Consider the following 23,653-nt stretch of genomic DNA (forward strand, 5'->3'; position numbering starts at 1 on the left):
GAAGTGCTATGCGTATCTGCTTGCTGGTTGCGGTGCCGGACCGACCGCTGCTGTTCGTGCAGCAGCCGGTGGAGGCCCTCTACACCGCGACGCTGCTACGGCAACGGGGCCACGACGCGTGGATCGTGGACGCCCGGCTGGGCGAGGTGGACCGGAGCCTGGCGGAGCGGCCGGATCTGGTCGTTCTCATCACCCAGACCTACGACCTGACGCAGTGCAATTCGATCTCGCTGGAGCGGCCGCGCGAGCTCGTGGCGTCCGTGCGCCGGCACCATCCCGGAGTGCCGGTGGTGGCCGCCGGCTTCCACGCCAGCGTGGAGCCGGAGATGACCCGCCGGGATCTCGCGGTGGACGCCGCCCTGCCCGGTGAGCTGGAGTCGGCGGTGCCCTGGCTGGTCGACCGGATGGCCGAGGACCACACCGTGCTCGACGGTTCCCTCGCCGGCGCGCCCCAACAGGTGGACCCGAGCACCCTGCCGGTGCCCGACTACGACCTGGTGGACGTGACCCGCTACTGGGGCGAGACCGTCGGTGAGGACGGGTCGCTGCGCAACGGGACGACCGGTCTGATCTTCGCCAACCGGGGCTGCCCGTACACCTGCAGCTACTGCATGGTCTGGTTCGGCGCGAAGATCCGCAGGCGCGACCCGCAGCAGGTGGTGGCCGAGATGCGCGCGCAGTACGAGCGGGGGGTCCGGAACTTCTTCTTCCTCGACTACACCTTCACCATCGTGCCGACCTGGGTCGAGGAGCTGTGTTCGCTGCTGCGGGCGGAGCCGTGGGAGGCCTCCTGGATCTGCCAGACCCGGGTCGAGCGGGTCAACGAGCCGCTGCTGCGCAGCATGCGGTCGGCGGGGTGCCGAGGCATCTTCTACGGGGTCGAGTCCCCCTGGATCAGCGAGCTGGACATGGACAAGCCGACGTCCCGGGAGGCGATCGAGACCGCGGTGCGGCAGACCAACGAGGCGGGCATCGAGCCGCTCATCTTCATCCTGTTCGGCACCGAGAACGGTGACCCCGGGAAGGCCCGCGAGCTGCACGACTTCCTCCGCGACCTGCCCGCCACCTTCCACCCCAGCGTCCTGCTGCCCCGGCCGTTCACCACGCTGTGGAACCGGCACACCCAGGGCATGGACCGGCCGACCAGCTGGGCGGAGTACGAGCGGGTCGCCGCGCAGCTGCAACGGGAGATCACCGGCCGGGCGGAGGTCGGCGCCGTGCACCAGGAGATCCTCCTGCTGCCCAACTACGTCGAGAACCGCCTGACCGCCGAGGTGTCCGATTGACCTCGCCCAGCGCTGCCCGCCGCCGTCCCCGGGAGCGGAGCGGCGGACTCCGGGCGGCGGCCCGGATCTGCCGGCACCGGCCGCTCGTCGCCGGCGTCGTGCTCGCCTCGCTCGGCATGGTGGTCATCTCCGCGGCCTTTCCGGTGGCCGTCTCCCGCGCCGTCGCGGCGGACGCCCGCGCGGACCGCCGGACCGTCTATCTCCTCGCGGCGTCGGTGCTGGCCATCGGCATCGTGGTCTGGGTGATCAACCGGGTACGCGCCTACCTGGCCCGCCGGCTGGTCGCCCGAACCGTGCTCGACCTTCGGCTGGAGCTGATCCGGGCGGCGCTGCGCGGCCGGCTCGACTTCTACGACCGCTATCCGCGCTCGACCGTGCTGTCCCGCGCGACGGACGACCTGGACGAGTTCGGGGAGGCGGTGTTCGGCCTGCTCGAGCTGGCGCAGCAGCTCCTCGTCATCGTGCTGCTGCTGCCGCTGATGCTGGTCCTGGACTGGCGGCTGACGCTGCTCACCGCGGTCTGCGGCGGGCTCATCATGGTGCTGACCCGAGCGTTCCGGCGGATCACCTCCCCGGCGGCGGGTCGCGCGGCCGCCGACGCGGGGACGCTCGCCTCGGTCGTGCACGAGGTGACCGCCGGCCTGCGGGTGGTCCGCGCATACGGGGGTCAGGATCTGCTCTCCGGCTGGGCGGACCGGACCAGCCGGGCCGCGGCACGCTCCTGGGTGGCCTCGGCCGGCCGGGCCGCCCTGCTGATGCCGGCGGTGTCGGCGCTGGTCGGGCTGGCGCTCGCCGGGGCGGTGTGGGGCGGCGGACTGCTCATCGGCGCCGGCCTGCTCGGCGTCTCCGCCTGGTATCTCTTCGTGCTGGCGGCGGACCGGATCTCCTGGACCCTCGCCTCGGCCGGTGCGGTCGAGACGCAGCTCCGGCAGGCCGCCGCCGCCGCGACGCGGATCTTCGCGATCCTCGACGCCGTCCCGCCACCGGACCCCGACCCGCTCGACGCGCCGGCGTCCGCGCCGGTGCCGGTACCGCGCTGGGCGGAGCGGCCCGCGCACCCGCCGGGGGCGCACCCCGCGGGCGGTGGGCAGCCGGTCGAGCTGTGCCTGCGCGCGGTGAGCCTGCGCTACCACAACGGGACCGAGGCGCTGCGCAACGTCTCGTTGCAGCTGCCGGCCGGGGCCCGGGTCGGGCTCGTGGGCCGCTCCGGGGCCGGCAAGTCGAGCCTGCTCAAGGCCATCGCCGGCCTGCACCGGCTCGACGGCGGCGAGGTGACGGTGGGCGGACTCCCGCTCGACCGCTGGCCGGAGGCGAGCCTGCGGCGCACCGTGGGCTACGTGCCGCAGCGGCCCCAGCTGTTCGCCGGCACCGTGGCCGACAACCTGCGCCTGAGCCGCCCGGACGTCACCGACCGGGACCTGACGCGGCTGATCGTGCGCTGCCAGCTCGACGGCTGGCTGGCCGGCCTGCCGCGGGGCCTGGAAACCGTGCTGGGCCACGGCGGGAGCGGCCTGTCCGCGGGCCAGCGGCAGGTCGTCACGATCCTGCGGGCACTGGTCAAGCAACCCGGGCTGGTGCTGCTCGACGAGCCGACCGCGCATCTGGACGCCGTCGCCGACGCGCACCTGCGCACCGCGATGTGGTCCCTGCTGCGCGGCGCGACCGTCGTCATGATCGCCCACCGCCTCGACACGGTCCGCGACCTCGATCAGCTGGTCGTCCTCGACCAGGGACGCGTCGTCGAGACCGGGACGCCCGCTGAGCTGCTGGACCGGCAGGGCTGGTACGCCGCGATGCACGCCGACCACGTGGAGGGACCCGCACATGTCTCCTGACGGTCCCCGGGCGTGGCGGTGGCTGGCCCGTCGGGTTGGTGGCCGCCGGTCGGCGCTGGCCGGGTCGGTGCTGGGCAGCCTCGCCACGGCCGGATTCGCGGTGCTGGCGCCGGTGGTCAGCGGCTTCGCCTTCGACGCGGTGCTGGACGACGCCCGGCAGGGTCGGGTGCTGGCGGTCGGCGCGGCCGTGCTGCTCGTCAGCCAGCTGCTCCGGGCCGGGGTGATGTATCTGCGGCAGCGCGCCGCGATCGCCTTCGCCGCCCGGGTCGAGCGGGAGCTGCGCTCCGCCCTCCTGTCCGACACGCTGCGGCACGGTGACCCGGCCCGGTCCGGTTCGTTGGCGGCGGGGATGGTCGGCGACCTGCGCGCGCTCCGGGCCGGGATCTTCCCGGGCCTGGACACCGCGGTGTCGTCGCTGGCGTTCGTGGCGCTGGCGATCGCGGTGGCGCCCTTCTATCATCCCGCGCTGGTGGTCGCCCCCGCGGTGTTCGCCGCCGGCTATCTCTGGGTCGGCGCGGCGCACCTGCGGTCGCTGACCCGGACCACGTCGGCCATGCGCGAGGGTGGCGACTCCCTCGGTCAGCTGCTCGCCGAGGCGCTGGACAACATCGAGGCGGTGCGGGACGCGGCCCTGCCGGAGCAGCTCTGGCGCCGGTTGCGAGCTGCCGCGCGGGCGCAGCACGACGCGTCCGTGCGGCAGGGCCGAACCGAGCGGCGCAACCCGATGTTCCTGCTGCTCGGGGTGGTGCAGGGCGTCGGCTTCGGACACGCGCTGGTGCTGGCCCACCTCGGCACGCTCAGTCCCGGGGATCTGGTCGGCTACACGGGCGCGCTGATGCTGTTGGGGGCGCCGGCGTTCAGTGCGGGCTTCGCCTTCACCATGCTGGCCGGTGCGGTGACCGCGACGGGTCGCCTCGCGGACGCGTTCCCCGACGAACCGCCGGCGCCCGCCGGACGCCGCCAGCCGCCCGCCGGAGTGCCCGCGATCGCCCTCGAGCGGATCGTGCTCGACGTCCCCGGCGGCGCGCCGGGCGAGGCGATCGACCTGGTCCTGGAACCCCGCTCGCTGGTCGTGGTGTCCGGAGCCTCCGGCGTCGGCAAGACCGTCCTGGCGCGTACCATCGCCGGGCTGCGCCCGCCGCGCGCCGGCCGGGTCCTGGTGGACGGCACCGCCACCGGCGACTGGGACGCGGTCGCCCTGGCCCGGGTGGTGGCGCTGGTCGGCGAGGACGAGTTCCTGTTCTCCCTCAGCGTGGCCGAGAACCTGCGCCTGGTCCGTCCCGACGCCACGCGGGACGAGATGGTGGCCGCGGCCCGGCGGGCCCGCGTGGACGACGTCATCGACCGGCTGCCCCTGCGGTACGACACCCCCCTCGGCGAGGGTGGCGGGCGGCTCTCCGGCGGCCAGCGCGACCGCGTCGCGCTGGCCAGGGCGCTGTTGTCGCCCGCCCCGGTGCTGGTGCTCGACGACCCGTTCAGCGCTCTCGATCCGGTGACGGCTCGACAGTTGACCGCGGAGCTGCTGGCCGTGGCCCGGGAGCGGACCGTCGTGGTGGTCACCGACCGCCCTGACCTGGCCGACCAGGCACGGCTGATGATTCACCTGTCGGACGGCCCGGTGGCCGTCCGGAGCCGTTCGACCGCGCAGGAGAAGGTATGACCGACCTCGACAGCCCGACACCCGGGACGAACGCGAACCGAAGCTACGACAGCACGGATGTCGTCGCGGTCGAGGACGCCGTCGCGGAGACCGTGGAGCGCCTCGGGCTGGTGGACCCGGCGCCCGCCGGTCTCGGTCTGGAGTTCGTCGTCCATCGGGCGCACAGCCCGACCTACGGACCGGTGGCCGTCCGGGTGCCGCGCTACCACGTCTACCGGTTCCCCGGCCGCAAGCCCTTCAGCGCGACCCGCTCGCTGCGGCAGGAGTGGCGCATCTGCGCGTACCTGCACCCGCGCCGCTTCCCGGTGGCGGAGCCGCTGGAGATGGTGGAGACCGCGGCGGGCCCGGTCCTGGTGTCCCGCTTCCTGCCCGGTGAGCCGGAGGGGGTGGACAGCGGCCAGGTCGGTGAGCTGCTCGCGCGCCTGCACGGCACGCCGGTGCCGCCGGGGTTGCCGCCACTCGACCACGACGGCTACCCCGTGGCCGAGGCGACCGGGCGACGGTTGAGTCGCCGCTGGGGGCAACTGCGGGAGTACCTGCCCGACCTGCCGGAGGCGCCCTCGGTCGAGCGGGCCACCGCCGCGCTGGCCCCCGTCGGACGGGCGGCGGTCCTGCTGCATCTGGACATGCGGGCGTGCAACCTGCTGACGGAGCACGCCCGGATCACCGGATGGGTGGACTGGACCTGCGCCATGGTGGGCCACCCCGGGATGGAGTTGGCCCGGCTGTCGGAGTACGCCCAGCTTCCGGAGAACGGCCTGCGGGAGCGCGACGTCCTCGCGGGCTACCGGGACCGGGCTCCGCTGCCCGTGCTGGAGCCGGCGCTGGACGCCCTGGTCCGGCTGGACACCGTACTCATGCTCGGCGTCATCTTCTTCTCCTACGCCCCCGACCCGACGCGGCAGGAGTGGGTCCGGGGACGTATCGAAGAACTGACGGCGCGAAGCCGAGAACTGCTGGCGTAGCCGGGGCGCCGATCCGATGGTCGGGCCCGGCGTCCCGGCCGGGTCTCGTGTGCTGCTGAAGCTATTCACCGAGGTCGAATTTGATTCCTTTTCCGGTCGCTCGGGTTTCCGCCCGCCACGCGTGCGCCGCGGCACGGTCGCGGTTGCCGTCGAATGGTGGCGCCCTGGCGGCATTCCGTCGGTTGGCGGCCCGGGTCGATTCGACCGGCGGCACGCCGCTATCCGATTCTGGGCGGGTCGTCGCGGGCGTTCGGTTCGGGGGCGGTCCGGTGGCCCGACCGGGTGGAGTTGGCGGACCTGGTCGAGAGGGACGCGGGAGTTGGTCGACATTCCGAGTTCGGCAACAGGGCAAATCCTTGTCGGGCCGTTCGCCCGTCAATCGGCATGCGTCGCGCCGGCCCGGGCCGGTCCGCGCCGTGATTACGGACGGTCATCTGGTCAGTCCCGTTCGGGGGCCTCCATCCGATTTATGGTGGCAAATTGTGATCGGCCTTTACGCCGAGCCTTGCTGGTCCTACAGTTCGACAACTTGTTCAGTCAGTCTGATCAACGGGGGTATCAGTGACTGTCAGCCGATGGAGACTGCCCTTTTCAGCCGCGGATGCCGCTGACGGGCAGCCGAGGCCCTTCACGATCAGGTCCGGGCCGGGCGGCGCGCCGGGGGGTTCCCCGGAATAGCGCCGCTGGCCGCCGACTGACCCGGTGGCACCGACCCGGCGATCGATTTTGCCTGGTCGACGCCCCGGAGTGCCCGCATGCCGGTGACCGGGACGTACGCCAGCCGCGGTCCGCGTGCTGGTTCCCGGTGGCGCCCTCCGCACCCGCTGCCCGGTGGGGCCGCGCCTGCGCGTGGGGTGATCCGGTATCGCGAGGAATCGACATCCGAAACGATTTTCTCGGAGGATTTGACCGTGAAGGAAAAGGAACTGCGGGCTTTCGTCGCGATCGCCGACACCCGCCGTATGGACCAGGCCGCGAAGGTGCTCAACTACTCGCAGCCGGCGCTCAGCTATCAAATTCAGCGACTGGAACAGAGCATCGGCGCCAAACTGTTCATCCGCGACTCCACCGGGAGCCGGCTGACCCGGCAGGGGGAAATGATCCTGCCGTCCGTGCGAGCGATCCTGGGTCTCATGGACAACATGCGGCAGGCGGTACAACAGCATTCCGATGACGTCGACGCCGCCTGTGGGTCGCCCGTCTCGAATTGACCGAGCCGGCGCTGTCGAGCCGGGCCAGAGTCCCGCGCTCCGCTCGTCCGGCGGACCGGCCGGCAAGGGGAGTGTCCGCTACGGGTCAATTAGAAAAATTCGATGGTCCGGGGGTCCGTCCGGTGGGCTTCCGGCCTTTACCACCTTCATGATGTTCGATAGCCTCCGTGCACATGAGAACGGGGGCCGGCATGTCGGTGATAAAGAAGTTCGAAACGGAATTCCGGGACCGATCCCGCGAGGCGGGTGCGGATTGTTCGTGATGGGCTCGACGAGCCGTCGCGAACCGTGAAGACCGAGCACGCCTGTCCCGACCTGGTTGGCAGCCGACCGACGCTCCCGCCGCGGGCGCACGCTCGCGGTGACCGGCTGAGCTGACCGTCGGCACCACGTTCCCACCACGGCGGAGCCTCGTCGCCGTCAACCGGCTCGCCCGGACGGCGGCGAGCCGTCCCGCCGTGCACACCCCAATGCGCCGAGGACGCCGCCGCGGCCACCAGCAGCCTGGTGCCGCGGCGACCTCGTGCGGATCACCCGGCTGACGAGCACGTCACGCCGGTCCTCCAGACGCACGTCCCGCCGGCCGTGCGTGACCCCCTGAAGGTGAGTGGCTCATGCAACCTGCCCGATTCCGGTTGGCGAGGGACAGCGGCTCGCCCACCCGAACAGCCGGACCAACCCGCCGCCGGATCGCCGGAGCCGTGGCGGCGGTGCTGTCCGTGCCGCTGATGATCGGTGATCCGGCGGCCGCCGCGCCGAGCTGGGATCCGCCCGCGCCGGACAAAGCGGCCGGCATCCGGGTCCAGCCGCTGAAGTCCAAGCCCAAGCCGACCTGGACGGCCGGCGGTCGGGAGGTTCGCGGGCCGCTCTCCGTGACCTGGCCGGCGGCGGGTTCGGCCCGGGTGGACCTGGCCGGCGGCGCCCATGCGGTCACCGCCCGGGCGGCGACCTCGCCGAAGGCCGCGCCGGCCCGCGCCCGGGCCACCGGCCTGCCCGTCTCGGTCGCCGCCGTGGTCGCCGACGACACCGACGCCCGCCGGCTGGGTGCCGCCGGCGCCGTGGGCGCCGTCGACGTCCGGCTCCACGACCAGGCCACCACCCGCCGCGCCGGCGTGGCCGGCCTCATGGTGCAGGTCGGGCGGGCCGACGGGGTCAGGGCGGGGGCGAAGGCCGCCGTCACGGTGGACTACGGGCAGTTCGCGGCGGCGTACGGCGGTGACTGGGCGACCCGGCTGCGCCTGGTGACCCTGCCCGCCTGCGCGCTGACCACGCCGACGGCGGCGGGCTGTACCACCTCGACGCCGTTGGCGTCCCGCAACGACCCGCAGGCGCGCAGCGTCACCGCGGTGGCCCCGCTCGCGGCCACCGGCGCCACGGTCCTGGCGCTCACCGCCGGCGAGTCCGGCGACAACGGCGACTACGGCGCCACCAGCCTGTCGCCCGCCTCCACCTGGGAGGTTTCCCCGCAGACCGGTGGGTTCAGCTGGTCCTATCCGCTGCGGACGGTGCCCGGAACCGGCGGCCCCACGCCGTCGCTGGCCCTGTCCTACTCGTCGCAGGCGATCGACGGCCGCACCGGTGGCACCAACACCCAGGGCTCCTGGATCGGCGACGGCTGGGACCTGTGGCCCGGCTACATCGAGCGCAGCTACCGGCAGTGCGGTGAGGACACCGACGCGGTCGGCGGCAAGGACCCCAACAACAAGTCGAAGAAGACCGGGGACCAGTGCTGGTGGCGCGACAACGCCACCATCTCGTCGAACGTCACCTCCGGTGAGCTGGTCGACGCGGGCGGCGGCCGGTGGAAGGGGGTCAAGGACGACGGCTCCAAGATCGAGCTGCTGAAGAACACCAGCTTCGGCAACGGCGACAACGACGGCGAGTACTGGCGGGTGACCAGCACCGACGGGACGCAGTACTACTTTGGACGCAACAGCGGCCCGGGCGGCGCCTCCGGCAGCACCGTGACCAACTCCACCTGGACCACCCAGGTCTACGGCAACCACCCCAACGAGCCCGGCTACACAGAGGGCGACTTCGCCGCCTCGCGCCGCACCCAGGCGTGGCGGTGGAACCTCGACTACGTGGTGGATCCGCACGGCAACACGATGACCTTCTTCTACCGCAAGGAGGCGGGGGCGTACGGCCGGGAGAACGACTCGGCGAAGCGCACCACCTACGACCGGGGCGGCTGGCTCGAGAAGATCGAGTACGGCAACCGCAACGATGCCCCGGCCACCACGTACGCGGCGGCCCGGGTGCTCTTCGACGTGGCCGACCGCTGCACCACCGGCGCCACCTGTTTCGACAGCGGCGGCAAGGCGGTGCAGGCGTCCTGGCCGGACACCCCGTGGGACCAGTACTGCCACGCCACCCCGTGCACCGACAAGTACACGCCCACCTTCTGGACCCAGAAGCGGCTGGCGAAGATCCGCATGCAGGTGCACGCCGGCAGCGGCTCCTACAGCGAGGTGGAATCGTGGTCCCTGCGGCAGGAGTTCCTCAACGCCGGCTCGACCATCGGTGAGGGCATCCCGCTCTACCTGCGGGGCATCACCCGTACCGGCCACGTGACCAGCGCCGGTGGCGCGGCGGTCGCCGATCCCGAGGTGGTCTTCGACCCCGGCGCCGACCCGTTCGCCAACCGGGTGGACGGCCCGGACGACGACCGCACCGCGCTCAAGCGGTGGCGGGTCCGCACCATCACCACCGAGACCGGTCAGCAGATCGTGGTGACCTTCAAGCCGACCGAGTGCCGGCGATCGGCGCTGCCGACGCCGCACACCAACACCCAGCGCTGCTTCCCGCAGTACTACGCCCCCGAGGGCGCGGTCCCGACGCTGGACTGGTTCCACAAGTACGTCGTCGATTACGTCGACACCAACGACAACACGGGCGCCTCCACCCAGCAGAAGATCTACTACGACTATCTGGACAAACCCGCCTGGCACTACGACGACAGTGAGCTGATCAAGGAGAAGAAGCGCACCTGGAGCCAGTTCCGCGGCTACGGCCGGGTGAAGGTCCGCACCGGTTTCGACACCGGCGTGCAGATGACCACCGACTACCGCTACCTGCGCGGCATGGACGGTGACAAGCAGCCCTCCGGCACCCGCAGCGTCTCGGTGTCGGACTCCTTCCAGGGCACCGTCACCGACCACGACGCCTACGCCGGCCTGGTGCTGGAGCAGACCACGCTCGACGGCGCGAACGGCAACTGGGTGAGCGGCACGATCAACACGCCGAGCACCCCCGTGCAGACGGCCGCCGCGAACTCGCTCAAGGCGTGGATGACCAACACCGCCAAGGTGCGGTCGTACAGCCGGACCACCGTCGAGGCCGACGGCGTGCGCTGGACCGAGGTCCAGACCAAGTACAACGCGGACAACCTGCCGTACGAGGTGAACGACCTCGGCGACGTCACGACGGCCGCGGACGACACCTGCGAGCGCACCTGGTACGCCCGCAACGACGGCAACTGGATGCTCGGCAAGGTCAAGCGCACCCAGACCGTCGGGGTGGCCTGCACCGGCACCATCACCTTCCCGGGCGACCTGATCTCCGAGTCCCGGATCACCTACGACCGCCTCGACAACGACTGGAACACCGATCTGCCCACCCGCGGGCTGCCGGTCAAGACCGAGGATGTCGACCGGTGGAGCGGGAGCACGCCGATCTGGGAGACCATCTCGAAGGCCGGGTACGACGCCAACGGCCGGGTCACCTCGACCACCAACGCGCTCGGGCACACCAGCACGACCGCGTACACCCCGGCGTCGGCCGGCCCGGTCACCAGCACCCGGGAGGTCAACCCCAAGGGGCACGCCACCACCACGACGCTCGCGCCGGCGTGGGGCCTGCCCGTGGCCACCGTCGACGCCAACCAGGCGCGGACCGACATGACCTACGACGGTCTTGGTCGGCTCCGGCAGGTCTGGCTGCCCGGGCGGACGAAGGGCACCGACTCCGCCAACATGGAATTCGCCTACCTGGTCCGCAACACCAAGCCGAGCGCGGTGACCACGCGTAGCCTGCTGCCCACCGGCACGGGCTACAAGACCACCGTGACCCTGTACGACGGCTGGCTGCGGGAACGGCAGGTGCAGTCGCAGGCACCCGGCGGGGGCCGGGTCCTCTCCGACACCTTCTACGACTCCCGCGGTCTGACCTGGTACAAGACCAACCCGTTCGAGGACCTCACCGGCGGGGCGGTGAGCACCGAACTGGTCGGTCCGGCCGGCCAGGCGGCGGCACCGTCGGTCCTGGAATACGCCTACGACGGCGTCGGCCGGGTGACCGCGGAGATCCTGCGCACCCAGGGGATCGGCGGCCAGGAGAAGTGGCGGACCACGACGACCTACAACGGGGACCTGACCACGGTCACCCCGCCGCAGGGCGGCACCCGGATCGCCAACCTGAACGACGGCCTGGGCCGGCTGGTCGAGCGTCGCCAGTACAAGGACGCCGCGACCTACGACGTCAGCCGCTACACCTACACCGACAGCGGGTTGCTCGCCACCGCGACCGACCCGGCCGGCAACGTCTGGAAGTCCTTCTACGACCAGCACGGCCGCAAGATCCGCGACGAGGACCCCGACAAGGGGGCCACGACCACCACCTACGACCTCGCCGGGCAGGTCCTGACGGTCAAGGACGCCCGGGGCCGGACCACCGCCAGCACGTACGACGAACTCGGTCGGAAGACCACGCTGCGGGACGGCTCCGTCACCGGCCCGATCCTCGCCGCGTGGACCTACGACACGCTGGCCAACGGCGTCGGGCGGGTGAGCAGTTCGACCCGCTACGACCAGGGGCGCGCGTACGTGAACGCGATCACCGGCTACGACACCGCCGGCCGGAGCACCGGCACGACGGTCACCCTGCCCTCGGCGGAGGGGGCGCTCTGCGCCTCGACGGCCGAGGACACCTGTTCCTACACGTTCGGCTCGAAGTACAAGGCCGACGGCCAGCCCGCCGCCAGCACCCTGCCCGCCGTCTCCGGCGACCTCGCCGCCGAGCAACTGCTCTTCGGCTACAACGACGTCGGCGCCCCGACCACGATGACCTCGGGCCTGGGCATCTACGTGTACTCGGTGGTCTACGACAAGACCGGCAAGCTGGTCGAGCGCACCCTCGGTGAGTTCGGCAAGCGGGTGCAGACCAACTACACCATCGACAACGTCACCGGCCGGCTGATGCGCACGAAGGTGTCACCGGAGAACGGGCCGGTCCCGGCGGACTTCAGCTACGAGTACGACAAGGCCGGCAACCTGCTGCGGATCAACGACGCCCCGTACGGGCAGCCGGCGGACACCCAGTGCTACCGCTACGACCAGATGCGGCGGCTCACCGAGGCGTGGACGCCGGGCAACGGCGACTGCGGCCCGAACCCGGCGGTGTCCGGGCTCGGCGGGCCGGCGCCCTACTGGCACAGCTACCAGTACGCCGGCACCGAGGGGCTGAGCGGCAACCGGACGGGCGAGGTCGCCCACACCGCGGCGGGGGAAACCAGCCGCACCTACCGCTACCCGGCTCAGGGCGGCGCCGTCGGCTCCAAGCCGCACGGCCTGTCCAGCGTGCTCACCGACCGGCCGGCCGGCACGGACACCACCGACAGCTACGGCTACGACGAGGCCGGCAACACCATCAGCCGTACGGTGGACGGGCGGTCGCAGACCCTCACCTGGAACAACGAGGGCCGGCTGGCCTCCGTGGTGGAGAGCGGCCGGACGGTCAGCTACCTCTACGACGCCGACGGCAACCGGCTGATCCGGCGTGACCCGCAGGGCAGCGGCACCACCCTCTACCTGCCCAGCGGGATGGAGGTGACGGTGGCGCCGGGAGCCGCCACGGCGACCGGTACCCGCTACTACAGCCACCTGGACCAGTCGATCGGGGTACGGACCAAGGCGAAGATGACCTGGGTCATCCCGGATCACCACAACACCGGTGAGCTGAACATCGACAGCGGGACGCTGGCCGTGCAGCGCCGCCGCACGCTGCCCTTCGGCGCCGAGCGCACCACCGCGGCGACCTGGGCGGGGGACAAGGGGTTCCTCGGCGGCACCCGGGACTCCACCGGCCTCACCCACCTGGGGGCGCGGGAGTACGAGCCGGCCACCGGCCGGTTCATCTCCGTCGACGCGGTGATGGACGCCAGCGATCCGCAGCAGTGGAACGCCTATGGCTACAGCAACAACAACCCGGGCACCTACAGCGACCCGACCGGCCTGAAGTTCGAGGAGGAGAGCTGGGGGGAGTACAACACCCGGATCATCAAGCACCTCGCCAAGCAGGGCAAGATCGGCGGCGGTAGCCGCGGCGGTGGCGGCGGTGGCGGCGGTGGCGGCGGCGGTGGTGGCGGGCGCAACCCGGCCCGGGCCGCGTTCTTCGGTCCGGCACGCGCCGGTGACGTGCGGGCCATCTTCGCCGGCCCGAAGGCGCCGGGCAACGGGCTGATCGTCGCGACCTTCTTCATCCAGGACAAGACGGCCGCGGTCTGGCTGACCGGTGACGACCGGGGCTTCAGCACCGACGTCAACGCGCCCTACCGGATCGCGGTGGCCTGGGACACCGACACCGGCGAGGTCAGCTACACGGTGTCGGCCAGTTGCAGCGGCATCTCCGGAGACTGCTCCGGGCAGGACAAGATCGTCGACGGGGGCGCGAACGCGCTCACCATCACCGGCCAGAAGGACGGCACCACCGACGGCTTCCTGCAGGCCGAGTACTCGGGGCTGAACAGCAAGATGCCGTGCTGCGCGGTCAACGGAAAGCTCTCCATCAACTTCTACCGGGAGAGCTGGACGGTGCCCGTGTTCCACTCGAATCCGCTGCTGAAGCTGCCGGCGGCCAGCCCGCCCAAGGTGCCCGAGTGGAACCCGGGGACGTACCGCGGGGTCAAGGTCAGCCTCCAGGGCGACAACTACCCGTCGTTCCAGGTGGTGCAGTACGAGAACAACGGCAACCAGCGGTACCTGGCCCAGGACAGGACGCCGACGGGCGGTCTGTACGGTCTGCGGTCGCACCCGATGGCCTCGGATCGGAACATGACCTGGAACACCAGCCTGCCCGGAGCCGGAGTGCTGAAGTGACCGAGGGTCAGCATCGCGGCGCGGCCTGGTGGTGGGGCCGCACCTGCCTGGTGGCGGCCCTGGTCGTACCGGTCAAGTTCGTGCTGCTGCTGAGCATCGTGGGACCGGAGGCGTACCTCAGCTCCAGCCAACCGGGAGGGACCCTCCTCGCCCTCGGCCTGGAGGTCTTCCTCGCCCTGGTGCCCACCGCGCTGCTGCTGGCCGTGCTGGCAGGGGTGGGCCGGGCCGCCGGAACCGGGCTGGCTTTCACGGTGCTGACCCTGCTGCTGATCACCGCGGTCGCGGTGCTGCCGTACCTGTTCGTGGGCTGGATCGGCTATCTGGCGATCGAGTTCCTCGGGCAGCTCCTGGTCGCTGTGGTCGCGGTCCGGTACGCGGACGCGCTGCGGCCCGGTCCGCGGCCCTCGGCGTAACCGCCGGTGGCCGGGTGGGGGAGGCTCTCCCGCCCGGCCACCGGCGCCGGGCCGCAGGTCGGGGGCGCGCAGCCGCGTGCCCCCGGTGTGCCGGCCCTGCCCAGCTGTTGATCGATTTTTCGCTTCACCGATTCGTTCACCTTCATGACAGGGGTTGTGATGACAGGCGGTTGGTTCAAGCTGCCCTCTCCCGGTAGCGGGACAGGGCGGACAAGACGCCGGGTCGCGCTGGCGACCGCGTTTTCCGTACTCGGTTCGGTGCTGGCGCCGGGCCAGCCGGCGGCTGCCGCGCCGGCCCGGGTCGACTGCGCCGCGGAGGCGTCCGGAGCGTCCGCGGCGGCGAGCCTGGCGCGCTCGTGCGGCGGCCGGGTGGAGGTGGCCGCGGAGCGGTCGGAGACGAACCAGACGTTCGCGAACGCGGACGGATCGTTCACGACGGTCGCCTCGCCGGCTGCGGTGCGGGCCCGTACGGGCTCCGGCTGGAAGCCGGTGGACACCACCCTGCGGCGGACCGCGGACGGCGCGGTGGCGCCGGCGGTCGTGGTGGAACCGCTGCGGTTGTCCGGCGGCGGTGACGGGCCGCTGCTGACCTTCGGCCGGGCGGGCGCCCGGATGTCGCTGTCGTGGCCGGGGCGGCTGCCCGCGCCGAGCCTGGCCGGGGACACGGCCACGTACGCCGAGGTGCTGCCCGGCGTGGACCTTCAGGTGGTGGCCGGGGTCACCGGTTACCGGCAGGTGCTGGTGGTGAAGTCGCGGGCGGCGGCGCAGAACCCGGCGCTGCGGGCGGTCCGGTTCGGGGTTTCCGGCGACGTGCGGCTGCGCCAGGGGACCAGGGCCGGGCTCGACGCGGTCGACGACAAGGGACGGCTGGTCTTCGCCTCGTCGGGGGCGAGCATGTGGGACTCGCCGGCGCCGATCGCCGGGCCGGCGGGTGCCGACGCCGCCCGCCGGGCCGAGGCGCGGGCCGCCTCCGACGGTGGTGAGGCGACGCCGCACCGGCTGGTGGAGATGCCGGTGACGGTGGCGGCGGGCAGTCTGACCGTCACGCCGGACCGGGCGATGCTGACCGCGGCGGACACCGTGTATCCGGTCTTCATCGACCCGCCGTTCAGCAAGCCGTCCCCGACGCACTGGACGAACGTCATGAAGAGCAACCCGAACCACGCCTACTACGGCGAGTACTCCGACATGCGGGTCGGGCGGCAGTGGCAGACCTCGGACGTGTGGCGCTCGCACATGCAGTTCACCATCTCGGAGATGGCGTCGTCGCAGATCCTCTCGGCGTCGATGCACATCACCGCGGACCACACGGCGGACTGCGCCGGCACCAGCATCGAGCTGTGGCAGACCGCCCGGATGGACTGGCCGTCGAAGTACACCTGGTACAACGACTCCGACGGTGACTGGATGTCGCGGGTCGACACGGAGACCTTCTCCGCCAACGAGGACAGTTGCCCGAAGGCCGACGACCCGGGGGAGTTCACCGGCTCGCTCAAGACCAAGCTGCAGACGCAGGCCACCGCGAAGGCGGCGACCATCACCTTCGGCCTGCGTGCCACCAGCGAGTCGAACCACTACGAGTGGACCCGCTTCCACTCCTCCTCGGTGAGCTTCCAGGCCACCTACAACCGGACCCCGAACACACCCACCGACATGGCCATCAGCGACTGCGCCAGCCGGTGCACCACCACCCCGGTGGTCGGCCGCAAGGACCCGGAGCTGTCCGTCTTCGCCACCGACCCGGACTCGGGGACGGTCCTGACGGTCTACTTCGAGGTGCAGACCTCCACCGGCGGGCTGGTCGCCTCCGGTGTCAAGACCGGTTACGCGTCCGGGCCGAGCAAGCCGTCGCAACCCGCGAAGTGGCGGGTCACGCCGCTGTTGGGCAACGGCTACTACAAGTGGCGAGCCCGGTCGAAGGACGAGCAGGGCGCGTACTCGACGTGGACGGGGTGGCGGAACTTCCTCACCGACACGACGGCGCCACTCGCGCCGGTGATCGAGTCCACCACCAACGGCGTGTACCAGGAGGACGACGGCTCGGGGGTCTCGTACGGAGGGATCGGCATTCCGGGCCGGGCACAGGTCCGGGTCTCCTCCGACACGTCGTACTTCATGTGGTCCCTGGACGGCAGCCCCTACACGACGGTGAACATCGCCAGCACGGACCCGCCGACCTGCCGGCTGCCGTGCATCCCGGAGGAGGTCTACACCGGCGGCCTGACCTTCACGTTCGTGCCGAAGAAGGACCTGCTGCGGACCTTGACCGTCAAGTCGGTCAAGCCCAACGGGATGTCCAGCTCCTCGACCTGGCAGTTCCGGGTCGCGTCGCCCGAGCCGGAGGCCGGGCACTGGAAGCTGGACGGCAGCGGCACCGACGACACCGACCTGATCACCCAGCCGCACCACCTGGACGCGAGCGCCGCCAGCTGGGTCCAGACCCGGTACGCGCCCGAACCGACCCAGTCCGAGTACACCAGGAGCGCCGGCGCCCGCACCTTCGTCCCGGCCGACACGACAGTCCTCGCCCTGACCGGTGACGACGCGGTGCAGCAGGTGGATCTGCCGTTCCCGGTGCGGTACTACGGCGACTCGTACCAGCAGCTCTGGGTGGACACGAACGGGCGGGCCTCGTTCGCCGAGCTCGCGTCCTCCGGGGCCAACACGGCGGTGCCGAACATCGCGGCCGGCGGCCCGGCGCTCTACCCGTTCTGGGACAACCTGGTGCTGGACAGCCAGTCCAGCGTCCGTACGGCGGTGACCGGCACGGCCCCCAACCGCAGCTTCGTGCTGGAGTGGCGCAACGCGGGGTTCGCCAGCGACAGCACCAAGCGGGTCAGCTTCGAGGCGCAGCTCGGCGAGAACGGCACCATCGTCTTCGCCTACGCCGGCATCGCGGCCGGTGACGCGGTGGAGACCGGTGGCAGCGCCACGGTCGGCGTCCAGAACCGCGTCGGCCTGCGGGGAGTCCAGCACTCGTCCGGGCAACAGGTGCTCTCCTCCGGCAACGGGGTGTCCTTCACGCCGACCGGATACCTGCCGCCCGCCTACCCCGAGGGCTACGCCGAGGCCCGGTTCACCGGCGGCAACGGACTCAGCACGGTGGGTCCGGTGCTGGCCACCGGGGTCAACTCGGAGACGTCGCTGCGCCGCAGCTTCGCCGTCGCGGCCTGGGTGCGGGTGACCGACGTCAGCAGCCACCGCACGGCCGTGGCCCAGCACGGCGCCAACCGGAGCATGTTCGAACTCGGCTACCAGGCCGGCACCGTCAACCGGTACTGCTTCAGCATCTTCCTCGCCGACGTCGCCGGTTCGGCCGCCACCAAGGCCTGCGCGACCGCTCCGGTCACCGTCGGCGAGTGGGCGCACCTGGCCGGGGTCTACGACGGCCTGGCCGCAACGATGACGCTCTACGTGCACTACAAGGACGCGGAGGGCTTCATCGATCCGGCCCGGACCGAGGTGGTGACGTTGCCGTACACCAGCACGTGGGACGCCACCGGCACGTTCACGATCGGCCGGGCGCTCACCGCCGCGCCGTTCGTGGGTGACATCGACGAGGTCTGGGCCTGGCAGCGGGCCCCGGAGCAGTCCGAGGTCGAGTTCCTGGCCGCCGACTGACCGGGCTCGTCGGGACCTTCCGTCCCGCCCGGGTGGTGCTGGCCACCCGGGCAGGGCGACGGGCCGGACGGTGCCGGCCCTGGTGCCGTCGCCGGGCGACAGCCCGCCGGCGTTCACCGTCGCCGGGCGCGGCCCGCACCCGGCGCGGGGGGCGGTCGTCCGCCCGCAGCAGCGGGTGCCGGGGATAACTGGCTTGCCTCAGCGTCGGATCGAACGTTGACTGCTCGCCATGCCGTTCCCCTCACCGGTTTTCGTCGCGGGTACGGGTCGGTCCGGGACGTCACGGATCGCCGACATCATCGGCGAGCATCCGCTGATCCACCGGATCCCCATGGAGACCAGGTTCCTCGTCGACCCGGGTGGCCTGCGGGATCTGGCCGACGCGCTCACGCATCGGTACGACCCCACCGTCGGTGAGGACGCCCTGCACCGGCTCAGCGACTTCCTCACCGTACGGGTGCCCGGCCGGCGCGACGATCGCGGCAAGACCGTCCCCGAGCTGGTCGGCGAGCGGCGCTACCGGGACGCGGTGCAGCAGCTCTGGCCCCGGTTGATCGCGTACACCTTCGACGAGCCCGCGCCGGCGGAGGGCTTCGGGAACGCGGACCGGCCGGCCGGTCCGTTCGCCCCGCCGAGCCGCCGGCGGGTGGTGCCCAGGTACTTCAGCGACCGGGGCGACCTGCTCGCCGTCCTGCGGGGCCTGGTCGACACCCTGTTCGGCGGCGCGGCGGCCGACGCGGGCAAGCCGACCTGGTGCGAGAAGACCCCGTTCAACCTGCTGTGCATGGAGTTCCTCTGGGAGCTGGTCCCGGAGGCGACCATCGTGCACATCACGCGTCACCCGGTCGCGGTGCTCGCCTCCCACCTGGCCCAGCCCTGGGCGCCGCCCACCGTCGACGGTGCGCTCGCCTACCTCACCCCGATCTACCACCGGTGGCTCACCTGGAAGGGCACGGCCGACCTGACCGGCCGGCGGTACGTCGAGGTGAAGGCGGAAGACCTGGCCGCCGACTGGCCCGCGCAGCGCCGCGCCCTGTTCGAACGGCTCGGCGTCGAGGACTTCGCCACCGTCGGCACGTTCCAGGCGCACAGGCTGAGCAACCGCGACAACCAGTTCGACGACGACACCCGCAGGTCCGTCGAGGCGGCGCTCGGCGAGATCATCCCGGCCATGGGGTACGAGTGACGGTTCCCGGCGCCGCGCCCCTCGAAGGACCGGTAACCGCCGCGCCGGTCGCTCGACCGCGCCTGGTCAGGCGGTCGGGGCCGGGGCGTACCCGGGTCCGCGGCTCTCGCTCGCCGCGGTGACGGTGTCGCGGTCCGCGGTGGACCGCCGGACCACCAGCGTCAGCCCGGCGAGGACGATGGCGGCCGCGGCCAGTTCCGTCGGGCCGACCCGCTCGTCGAGCAGCAGCCACGCCGCGCTGATCCCGAAGACCGGCACCAGCAGGCTGAACGGCGCCACCCGGGTGACCGAGTACCGGGCGATCAGCCGGTTCCAGATCCCGAAGCCGACGAGGGTCGACACGTACGCGACGTAGGCCACGGCGAGCAGCGCCCGCCAGGACAGGCCGGTGATCGCCGCCAGCACCGACTGCGGGCCGTCGATCACGCCGGCCAGGCCGAGCAGCGGCAGCGGCGGTACCAGGCTGGACCAGACCAGCAGCGAGAGCGGTCGGGTCTCGCCGCTGGCGCGCATGATCAGGTTGGCCACGGCCCAACTGGCCGCCGCGAAGAGGGTCAGCACGAACCCGATCACCGTGGCGTGGCCGCCGCTGTCCACCGCCAGCACGCCGATCCCGACCGATCCGACCAGTACGCCGACCAGCTGCGCCCGCGCCGGCCGCTCGCCCAGCACCGCCGCCGCCAGCAGCACCGACATCAGCGCCTGCGCCTGTAGCACCAGCGAGGCCAGGCCGGCGGACATGCCGGCGGCGAGCGCGGTGAACAGCGCGCCGAACTTCAGCACGCCGAGCACCAGCCCGTAGCCGAGCACGTAGCGCAGCCGGGCGCTGGGGCGCGGCACCAGGAAGACCAGCGGCACCGCCGCCGCGACGAAGCGCAGCGCGGTCAGCACGAGCGGCGGCAGGTCGCGCAGCCCCACCTCGATGACGACGAAGTTGACGCCCCAGATGGCGGCGACGAGCACGGCGAGCAGCCGGTGTGATGCCTTCATACCGGTTACGGTGCCGGACCGTACGCTTAAGGACCAGTTCAATGTTCTTCATTGTCGATGTAGCATGGCTACATGGATCTTGACGTTCGCCGGCTGCGGGTGCTGCACGAGGTCGCGCTGCGCGGCAGCGTCACCGCCGCCGCCGCGGCGCTGCACGTGACCCCGTCGGCGGTCTCCCAGCAGCTCGTCCAGCTGTCCCGGGAGGCCGGGCACGAGCTGGTCGAGCGGGCCGGGCGGGGCATCGTGCTCACCCCGGCCGGCGAGGTGCTGGCCAGCCACGCGAAGACCGTGCTGGGCGCGGTGGAGCAGGCGGTGGCCGGGCTCGCGGCCATCCGCCACGGGGTCAGCGGCACGGTGCGGATCGGCGCGTTCGCGTCCGCGGCCGGGGCACTGGTGGCCCCCGCCGCCGCCCGCGCGCGGGCGAAGCACCCGGAGCTGGACGTGCGGGTGATCGAGGCCGAAGATCAGCAGAGCCGCCTCGACCTGCGCTCCGGCACCCTCGACGTGGTGGTGCTCCAGGAGTACGACCACGTGCCCGCGCCGCTGGTCGACGACCTGGACCGGCACCCGATCACCGCTGACCCGATGCACCTGATCACCCCGGTCGGCTGGTGCCGGCGCACCGGCCGGCTGAGCGAGCTGCGTGACGTGCCCTGGATCGCCAGCGCCGAGCAGACGCCCTGCCTGCGGTCCACTCTGCACGCCTGCCGGCTCGCCGGCTTCGAGCCGGACATCCGGCACCGTTCCGTCGACTTCGCGCTCACGCTGGACCTGGTCGCGGCCGGGCTGGGCGCCGCGCTGGTGCCGGCGCTGGCGCTGCGCCACGTGCCGCCCGGGGTGCACGTGGCGCCGCTGGTCGAGCCGGTCACCGAGCGACGCATCTTCGCGGTCACCCGGGCCCTCGGCGGCAGGCCGCAACGGCCCGCGGTGGACGCCCTGCTGGCCGAGCTGAGCAGCCCCGCCGACGTCCGGACCTGAGCACGCCGGCGACCACCGTGTCCGCCCGGTAGCGCTTCGCGAGTGTGTCAACGTAGCGTTGACAGATGATCCCGGAGTTGGCTCGGCTGGCCGAGCTCGGCGACGCCCGCATCCGCCTTGACGAGCAGGAACTGGAGCTCATCGAGCGCGCCCGCTACGCCGGTGCCACCTGGGCGGAGATAGCGGCCGTGCTGGGCCTGGGCAGCCGGCAGGCCGCCGAGCAACGCCGGCAACGGCTGGCCGCCGCCCAGCGGGCCCGCCGACAGGAGCTTGATCTCCGCTTCTCCTCGCGCATCGCGGCGTTGCGGGCGGCCGTATCCGATCTGCGGCGCTGGATCGACGCGGACCGGGCGTGGGACACCCGGTTCCCGCGAGCGGCGCTGGTGCGCAGGACGGCCGAACACGCTGGCGATGCCGCGCCGGGCTCGCTGTATGCGCTGGCGCGGCATCTCGTCGACGACCTGACCGGCGCGGCGGACGCGCGGTTGCCCGCGCCGGTCCGGGCGGCCGTCAGGGCGATGGAAGCCGCGATGTCAACACCAGATTGACGTCCAGCGCCGACCTTGCTCCCGTAGGGCTCAAGAATCCAGGATGTGAGTCGTATCGGCTCAACCGTGGAGGGCGCATGCGCCGCAACGCCGGCCTGTTCGTGGCGATCTCGCTGCTGTCCGGCCTCGGCAGCAGCGCCATGTCGCTGGCATCCGGAATCTGGATCCTCGACCTCACCGACTCCAGCAGCCTCGCCGCGCTCGCGCAGCTCTGCGTGTACGCCCCGGTCCTCGCCGGGCCGTGGCTGGGCGGCGTGCTCGACCGGGCGCCGAGGCGACCGGTGATCATCGCCGTGAACCTCGCGCTGGCCGCCGCCCTGCTGTCCCTGTTCGCGGTCCGGGGACCCGGTCAGGCTTGGTTGATCTTCGCGGTCTCGTTCGCGTACGGCGTCAGCTACGTGTTGATCGACGCCGGTGAGACCGCGCTGCTGCCGTCCGCGTTCTCCCCCGCGGAACTCGGCGCCGTCAACGGCTGGCGGTCCAGCGCCCAGGAGGGCATGAAACTGGTGGCGCCGCTGGCCGGCGCGGGCCTCTACGCCTGGCAGGGTGGGCATGCGGTGGCGGTGCTCAGCGCGGTCATGCCGGTGCTGGTCGCCGTCCTGTACGCGGCGCTGCGGCTGACCCGCATCCCGCCGGAACCGCCGACGCGGCGGCAGCGTGGCCTGCCCGCCGGGCTCGCCGTCCTGTTCGGGCAACCGGCGATTCGGGTCCCGGTCATCCTCGCGGCCGTCTCGATCGCGATGTCCGGCTTCACGACCGCGGGCTTCTACGCGATGGTCACGTCCGAGCTGAACCTGCCGGCAACGTTCCTCGGGGTGCTGGTCAGCGGGCAGGGCGCCGGTTCCATCGCCGGCGGGCTGGTGGTCGGCCGATTCGTCAGCCGGTGGGGCGCGGCCGCGGTCGGCATGGCCGGCACGGTCCTGTTCGCCGTCGGCTGCCTCGGTCGGTGCCTGCCGTGGTGGCCGGCCGTCCTCGCCGCCTCGGTGGTGGCGGGCGTCGGCCTGCCCTGGACCCTGGTCGCAGCGGTCACCGCGATGCAGACACACACCCCGGCGGAGCTGCTCGGGCGGGTCTCCGGGACGGCCAACACGGCGATGTTCGGGCCCATCGCGCTCGCCATCCCGCTCGGCGCCGGGGCGGTCCACCTCGGCAGCCGTACGCCGCTCGTCGCGGCGGCCGGGGTCTGCCTCGCTGCCGCAGCCTTCGTCCTCCGCGGGCCCAGCGTGCCGCGCGAGCGCGCCGCAACGATGGTGCGGACGTCCTGACCCGGGCTGCGGGCAGAGCGGCGGTCGAGCGACCCCGCGTCAGGGACGGGCGGCGCCCACCTGCGCCGAGCGGTACGCGCGGGCGACCGTGGACGACGTGGCGGCCAACTGCGGACGGGCCGGCAGCCAGACGGTCTGGACCCCGAGGTGCGCGTTCATCCCCGCGAGCTGATGCTCCTGCCGAAGGTCCGCGGCGCTGCGCAAGCCGCGGACGATGACCGTGGCACCCCGCTGCACGCAGTAGGCGGCGGTCAGGCCGGCCCAGGTGTCGACCTCGACATTGCCCCAGGCTGCCGGCAGTTCGGCGCGTACCCGGGCGGCCCGGGCCGTGGCCTCGGCGGTCGGCCGCTTGTCGGCGTTCACCGCCAGCAGCACGACGACCCGGTCGAACATCACCCGGGCGCGGGCCACCAGGTCCCGGTGCCCGGGGGTGAACGGATCGAACGTGCCGGGGTAGACCGCCAACGAACCGGGCCCGGGCACCGCCGCGGAAGCTGACGTAGCGGTCACCGCGTCTCCACCGACATGGCCGCCATCATGCCAGCCGTACCGTCAGGTCTCCGTCCCCGCCGGTCCGGGCCCCGGAAACCCGGTTGGCGGA

At 72.3% G+C, this 23,653-nt stretch carries 14 protein-coding genes; 12 read left to right on the forward strand and 2 right to left on the reverse strand.

The features are described from left to right. Positions 1-8 precede the first annotated feature (8 nt). The 9 genes from ACIBPB_RS27980 to ACIBPB_RS28020 all read left to right on the forward strand — a co-directional run bounded on the left by ACIBPB_RS27980 (position 9) and on the right by ACIBPB_RS28020 (position 19,271). Positions 9-1,286 carry a B12-binding domain-containing radical SAM protein gene (locus tag ACIBPB_RS27980; RefSeq protein WP_396842431.1) on the forward strand — a complete coding sequence of 426 codons (1,278 nt, stop codon included), beginning with the start codon at positions 9-11 and terminating at the stop codon, positions 1,284-1,286. Beyond that, positions 1,283-3,121 carry an ABC transporter ATP-binding protein gene (locus ACIBPB_RS27985; protein WP_396842432.1) on the forward strand — a complete coding sequence of 613 codons (1,839 nt, stop codon included), beginning with the start codon at positions 1,283-1,285 and terminating at the stop codon, positions 3,119-3,121. The genes ACIBPB_RS27980 and ACIBPB_RS27985 overlap by 4 nt, the downstream gene beginning before the upstream one ends. Beyond that, positions 3,111-4,781, forward strand: a complete 1,671-nt coding sequence (locus tag ACIBPB_RS27990) for an ATP-binding cassette domain-containing protein (RefSeq protein ID WP_396842433.1) — start codon at positions 3,111-3,113, stop codon at positions 4,779-4,781. The genes ACIBPB_RS27985 and ACIBPB_RS27990 overlap by 11 nt, the downstream gene beginning before the upstream one ends. After that, a complete protein-coding gene (locus tag ACIBPB_RS27995) occupies positions 4,778-5,746 on the forward strand; it encodes a phosphotransferase family protein (RefSeq protein WP_396842434.1) in 969 nt (322 codons plus the stop codon). The genes ACIBPB_RS27990 and ACIBPB_RS27995 overlap by 4 nt, the downstream gene beginning before the upstream one ends. Positions 5,747-6,657: 911 nt before the next feature. Beyond that, entirely contained in the window at positions 6,658-6,957 is a 300-nt protein-coding gene (locus ACIBPB_RS28000) for a LysR family transcriptional regulator (protein ID WP_396842436.1), read from the forward strand. A gap of 614 nt (positions 6,958-7,571) precedes the next feature. Beyond that, positions 7,572-14,051: an RHS repeat-associated core domain-containing protein gene (locus ACIBPB_RS28005; protein WP_396842438.1), complete on the forward strand. Its 6,480-nt coding sequence runs from the start codon at positions 7,572-7,574 to the stop codon at positions 14,049-14,051. Next, positions 14,048-14,464, forward strand: a complete 417-nt coding sequence (locus ACIBPB_RS28010) for a hypothetical protein (protein ID WP_396842439.1) — start codon at positions 14,048-14,050, stop codon at positions 14,462-14,464. Before ACIBPB_RS28005 ends, ACIBPB_RS28010 begins: the two co-directional genes overlap by 4 nt. A 258-nt stretch (positions 14,465-14,722) precedes the next feature. Next, complete coding sequence (locus ACIBPB_RS28015) at positions 14,723-18,085, forward strand: LamG domain-containing protein (protein WP_396842440.1); 3,363 nt, start codon at positions 14,723-14,725, stop codon at positions 18,083-18,085. Positions 18,086-18,416: 331 nt separating this feature from the next. Next, positions 18,417-19,271, forward strand: a complete 855-nt coding sequence (locus ACIBPB_RS28020; RefSeq protein WP_396842441.1) for a sulfotransferase family protein — start codon at positions 18,417-18,419, stop codon at positions 19,269-19,271. 66 nt (positions 19,272-19,337) lie between these two features. On the opposite strand, the gene ACIBPB_RS28025 is transcribed toward ACIBPB_RS28020, so the two are convergent. Next, positions 19,338-20,261 carry an EamA family transporter gene (locus tag ACIBPB_RS28025; RefSeq protein ID WP_396842442.1) on the reverse strand — a complete coding sequence of 308 codons (924 nt, stop codon included), beginning with the start codon at positions 20,259-20,261 and terminating at the stop codon, positions 19,338-19,340. A gap of 72 nt (positions 20,262-20,333) precedes the next feature. Between ACIBPB_RS28025 and ACIBPB_RS28030 the strand changes: the two genes are divergently transcribed. The 3 genes from ACIBPB_RS28030 to ACIBPB_RS28040 all read left to right on the forward strand — a co-directional run bounded on the left by ACIBPB_RS28030 (position 20,334) and on the right by ACIBPB_RS28040 (position 23,052). Then, positions 20,334-21,239, forward strand: coding sequence for a LysR family transcriptional regulator (locus tag ACIBPB_RS28030; protein ID WP_396842443.1), 906 nt, complete (start codon positions 20,334-20,336; stop codon positions 21,237-21,239). Positions 21,240-21,304: 65 nt separating this feature from the next. Next, complete coding sequence (locus ACIBPB_RS28035) at positions 21,305-21,787, forward strand: hypothetical protein (protein WP_396842444.1); 483 nt, start codon at positions 21,305-21,307, stop codon at positions 21,785-21,787. 77 nt (positions 21,788-21,864) lie between these two features. Next, entirely contained in the window at positions 21,865-23,052 is a 1,188-nt protein-coding gene (locus tag ACIBPB_RS28040) for an MFS transporter (protein WP_396842445.1), read from the forward strand. Between the two features lie 39 nt (positions 23,053-23,091). On the opposite strand, the gene coaD is transcribed toward ACIBPB_RS28040, so the two are convergent. After that, on the reverse strand, positions 23,092-23,562 hold the full coding sequence (gene coaD / locus ACIBPB_RS28045; protein WP_396842446.1) for a pantetheine-phosphate adenylyltransferase: 471 nt from the start codon (positions 23,560-23,562) through the stop codon (positions 23,092-23,094). Between the last annotated feature and the right edge of the window lie 91 nt (positions 23,563-23,653).

It is taken from the genome of Micromonospora sp. NPDC049836, assembly GCF_044465125.1.
Lineage (GTDB): Bacteria > Actinomycetota > Actinomycetes > Mycobacteriales > Micromonosporaceae > Micromonospora.

What these genes read in the sequence shown, in the direction of transcription:
- ACIBPB_RS28030 (WP_396842443.1), top strand. Translation starts at nt 20,334, where the DNA reads ATGGATCTTGACGTTCGCCGGCTGCGGGTGCTGCACGAGGTCGCGCTG.
- ACIBPB_RS28035 (WP_396842444.1), top strand. Translation starts at nt 21,305, where the DNA reads ATGATCCCGGAGTTGGCTCGGCTGGCCGAGCTCGGCGACGCCCGCATC.
- ACIBPB_RS28025 (WP_396842442.1), bottom strand. Translation starts at nt 20,261, where the DNA reads ATGAAGGCATCACACCGGCTGCTCGCCGTGCTCGTCGCCGCCATCTGG.
- ACIBPB_RS28005 (WP_396842438.1), top strand. Translation starts at nt 7,572, where the DNA reads ATGCAACCTGCCCGATTCCGGTTGGCGAGGGACAGCGGCTCGCCCACC.
- ACIBPB_RS27995 (WP_396842434.1), top strand. Translation starts at nt 4,778, where the DNA reads ATGACCGACCTCGACAGCCCGACACCCGGGACGAACGCGAACCGAAGC.
- ACIBPB_RS28040 (WP_396842445.1), top strand. Translation starts at nt 21,865, where the DNA reads ATGCGCCGCAACGCCGGCCTGTTCGTGGCGATCTCGCTGCTGTCCGGC.
- ACIBPB_RS28020 (WP_396842441.1), top strand. Translation starts at nt 18,417, where the DNA reads ATGGAGACCAGGTTCCTCGTCGACCCGGGTGGCCTGCGGGATCTGGCC.
- ACIBPB_RS27990 (WP_396842433.1), top strand. Translation starts at nt 3,111, where the DNA reads ATGTCTCCTGACGGTCCCCGGGCGTGGCGGTGGCTGGCCCGTCGGGTT.
- ACIBPB_RS27980 (WP_396842431.1), top strand. Translation starts at nt 9, where the DNA reads ATGCGTATCTGCTTGCTGGTTGCGGTGCCGGACCGACCGCTGCTGTTC.